At 29.8% G+C, this 3864-nt stretch carries 2 protein-coding genes and 1 pseudogene; all 3 read right to left on the bottom strand.

Going from position 1 to position 3864, the window contains the following annotated elements:
• Positions 1 to 688, bottom strand: a pseudogene (locus J7G74_RS00215) (urocanate hydratase); the annotation flags it as partial.
• A gap of 33 nt (positions 689 to 721) precedes the next feature.
• Positions 722 to 2299: a histidine ammonia-lyase gene (gene hutH / locus J7G74_RS00210; RefSeq protein ID WP_297130190.1), complete on the bottom strand. Its 1578-nt coding sequence runs from the start codon at positions 2297 to 2299 to the stop codon at positions 722 to 724.
• 279 nt (positions 2300 to 2578) lie between these two features.
• Positions 2579 to 3592, bottom strand: a complete 1014-nt coding sequence (locus J7G74_RS00205) for a LacI family DNA-binding transcriptional regulator (RefSeq protein ID WP_297130188.1) — start codon at positions 3590 to 3592, stop codon at positions 2579 to 2581.
• Between the last annotated feature and the right edge of the window lie 272 nt (positions 3593 to 3864).

The following is a 3864-nucleotide window of genomic DNA, read 5'->3' as shown; positions in this document are numbered from 1 at the left end:
GTGGCCCTATGTACATCCATCCACCAGCAGTCATTTGACCATAATTTGCCACACCTATTGCAGTTGCTCTCTTCCAATCTTCTTGGTTATCAAACATACCTACCATAAGTGAGTTTGTAAGTATTACCCTTGGTGCATCCGGTTTAGATTTAAATAATCCAACAGGATGACCTGATTGTATTACTAAGGTTTGATCTTGATTTAATACTTCTAAATATTTTTTTACTAGTTGGTATTGCATCCAGTTTTGGAATACTTGCCCTGTCTCTCCATAAGTAACTAATTCATAAGGATATAGCGCCACATCAAAATCTAAGTTATTATCTATCATAACTTGGAAAGCTTTTCCTTCTGTGCAATTACCCTTATACTCATCTATCGGTTTACCTACAAGTTTTCCTTCTGGTCTAAATCTATATCCATAAATTCTTCCATTTGTCATTAATTCATCTAAAAATTCAGGAGCTAATTCTTCATGATACTCCTCAGGTATATATCTTAAAGCATTTTTAAGTGCTAATTTTATATCAGCATTGCTTAGTTTTGCCTCTCTTCTTGGAGCTCTTCTTATACCATCTTCAAATTTAGGTATTTCTTTTGGTATTTCAGTTAACTTTATAGTCATTGCTCCATTTATATCTTCATTTGTAAAGCCTTGATTATTTTCTAAACTAATAGTTTTTTCCATCTTGAATTCTCCTTTAATAAAAATATATTTTAATTAGTATGATAATGCTTTGCTTGCTTCTATATCTTCAAATAATAATATTTCTTGTTCTAAAGCTTCTTCAACAGCTTCAACTAATAAGTTATCTTTTATTAAATCTTCACAAATATTTATATCTTTGTACATTATTCTATCTTTATCTATGAAAGGAGTATGTTCTCTAACTATTCTATAAGCAGCTTCTGTGCCTACGCCTAATTTTTTCTTTCCTCTTAGATCTATCGCTTGAACACTTGTCAATATTTCCATAGCAATAACTTTTCTAACATTATCCATTATATCTCTAGCTTTTCTTGCAGCTATTGTACCCATAGATACATGATCTTCTTGATTTGCAGAAGATGGTATAGAGTCAACACTTGCAGGATGTGCTAAAACTTTATTTTCTGATACTAAAGATGCCGCACTATATTGAACTATCATAAATCCAGAGTTCAATCCTCCGTGATTTACTAAAAATGCTGGTAGTCCATAGCTAAGAGCTGGATTTACCATTTTTTCTAATCTTCTTTCAGATATATTAGCTAATTCTGATAAAGCTATTCCTAAGAAATCAAAACTTAAAGCCATTGGCTGACCATGGAAGTTACCACCAGATATTATCTTTTGATCTTCTCCTGGGAATATGATTGGGTTATCAGTTACTGAGTTCATTTCTATTTCTAATTTTTCTTTTACATATTCTAAAGCATCTTTACTAGCTCCATGTATTTGTGGTGAACATCTTAAAGAATAAGCATCTTGAGTTCTAAGGTCACCTTGTTCAGTTACCATTTCACTACCTTTTACCATAGTTAATACATTTTTTGCAGTATTAAATTGGCCTTTGTGAGGTCTTACTAAATGAACTCTTTCATCCATAGCACAAGTTATACCATTTAATGCTTCCATAGTTAGACAAAGAGATATATCTGCTGTTTTCATTAAATTTAATGCATCATAAACAGTTATAGCACCAATAGCAGTCATACATTGTGTACCATTTATTAATGCTAAACCTTCTTTTGCTGATAAAAATTCTAGAGGTTTAATTCCTGCCTTCTCCATAGCTTCTTTTGAATCCATCCTTTTACCTTGATAAATTGCTTCTCCTAATCCTAACATAGTTAGTACCATATGAGATAAAGGTGCTAAGTCTCCTGAAGAACCAAGTGAACCTTTTTCAGGAACTATTGGATGAACACCTTGATTTAACATTTGAGTCAATACTTCAAGAGTTTCTGGTCTAGCCCCTGAATACCCTTTTGATAAAGCATTTGTTCTAAGTAACATCATAGACCTTACTATTTCTTCACTTAAAGGATTTCCGACTCCACAAGAGTGAGACATTATAAGATTTCTTTGAAGTTCTTTGCAGTCATCTTTTGATATAGCTACATCAGAAAATTTTCCAAAACCAGTTGTAATACCATAAGATATTTGTCCTGCTTCAACAATATCATCAACTATTTGTCTAGACACTTTAACCTTCTCCAAAGCAGATTCACTTATTTCAACTGGGTAGTTATGTCTCGCAACATTAACTAAATCTTCTAACGTTAAGCTATTACCATTGATTATTATTTTTTTCATATAAACCTCCCACAACCCTTAATATTATTATTTATAACATTAAATAAAAATTTTATTTCATCATGTCAGTAGAATCCAAGATTCCTATTACCTAAAAGTTGTTGGAAATTAAACCTTCCCAATTATTAGAAAATGTTTGTTAAGTAATCTCCATTAGATAGATATTCTACATTTTCTTTAAAAACACCTTCTAATTTTTTCCAATTTAATACAAGCTAAATTATAAAAAAAAAGTACATCGTCATAAATTGACAATGTACTTAAAATATATTTTATAAATTATTTTTTCTTTGCTACAGATTCTCTTTCCATAATCTGATATGGAAGTTCTATTTTCTTATCTTCAAGTTCTTCACCATTTATAAGTTTGATTAAAGCTCTTATTGAAACTGCACCCATATCAAATAAAGGCTGGAATACTGTCGTTAATTTTGGTCTATAAATTTTTGCTAATTTTGTATCATTGAATCCAGCTACTGATATGTCTTCCGGAACACTGTAACCTGCATCAAATATAGCATTTATAGCACCTACAGCAGCTTCATCTCCTGTTACAAAGGCTGCTGATGGTATTATATTATTATCTAAAAGCTCTTTCATACTATTATATCCGCCCTCATAATCAGTATTACCATGCTTTATTAACTCTGATTTAATTTCTATATTATTATCTTTTAACGCTCTTTCGTATCCAGATCTTCTTTCTTTTTCTAATATAGTCTCATCTATACTTGTCATAATAAATGCTATATCTTTGTGACCATTTTCTATCAAGTATTTAGTCATATCATAAGAAGCATTTTCATTACTTGTACTTACTGTATATAAGTCAAAGTCTCTTGCTGTTTTACTTATATAAACTGCTGGAATACGACTCTCCTTCATGCAGTTTACATGGTCTTCATCAAGTATCCAAGATACCATCACTATACCTTCAACTTGTTTAGTTTTAAGTAATCTTATACTATCTAATTCTTGTTCCTTATCTGAATAAGTATTAACTAAAAGTATATCATAGTCATACATTTTAGAAATAGCTTCTACTCCATTTAATATTTCATTTACAAAAGAGTCTGAAACTTCAGGAATTATTACTCCTATTAGTTTACTTTTTTTAGTTACAAGACTTCTAGCAAGGGGATTTGGAACGTATCCAGTCTCCTTTATTACGTCTAAAACTCTTTGCTTGACTTCGTCCGTTACTGGCTTTGAATCATTTATAACCCTCGAAACTGTTGATATTGATACACCAGCAAGTCTTGCAACATCTTTTATTGTTACATTATTTTTCATTTCTTTCCTCCTATTTATATTTCACTTCAAAACGAATTCTTTATCTGATTTCTACATTTTATCATAACTTCTATTTTTTATAAATACAAAATGTAATATAATTGCAATTTATCTACTTAAATGTATATTATTTTATATAATTTATTTACATTTACATATAGTAAGTAACTTTTTATTATTATTTACTATAAGCAGATTAATATTAAAAAATAATATGAATTTATAATTTTCTAATAATAATTCTATATGCAATAATTAATACTATATAATGT

The sequence above is a fragment of the Terrisporobacter sp. genome, assembly GCF_017888745.1.
In the GTDB taxonomy this organism is placed as follows: Bacteria; Bacillota; Clostridia; order Peptostreptococcales; family Peptostreptococcaceae; genus Terrisporobacter.
This window is presented reverse-complemented; position numbering and strand designations above follow the sequence as displayed.

Coding starts and splice junctions, on each gene's coding strand:
- hutH (WP_297130190.1), bottom strand. CDS start 2,299: ATGAAAAAAATAATAATCAATGGTAATAGCTTAACGTTAGAAGATTTA.
- J7G74_RS00205 (WP_297130188.1), bottom strand. CDS start 3,592: ATGAAAAATAATGTAACAATAAAAGATGTTGCAAGACTTGCTGGTGTA.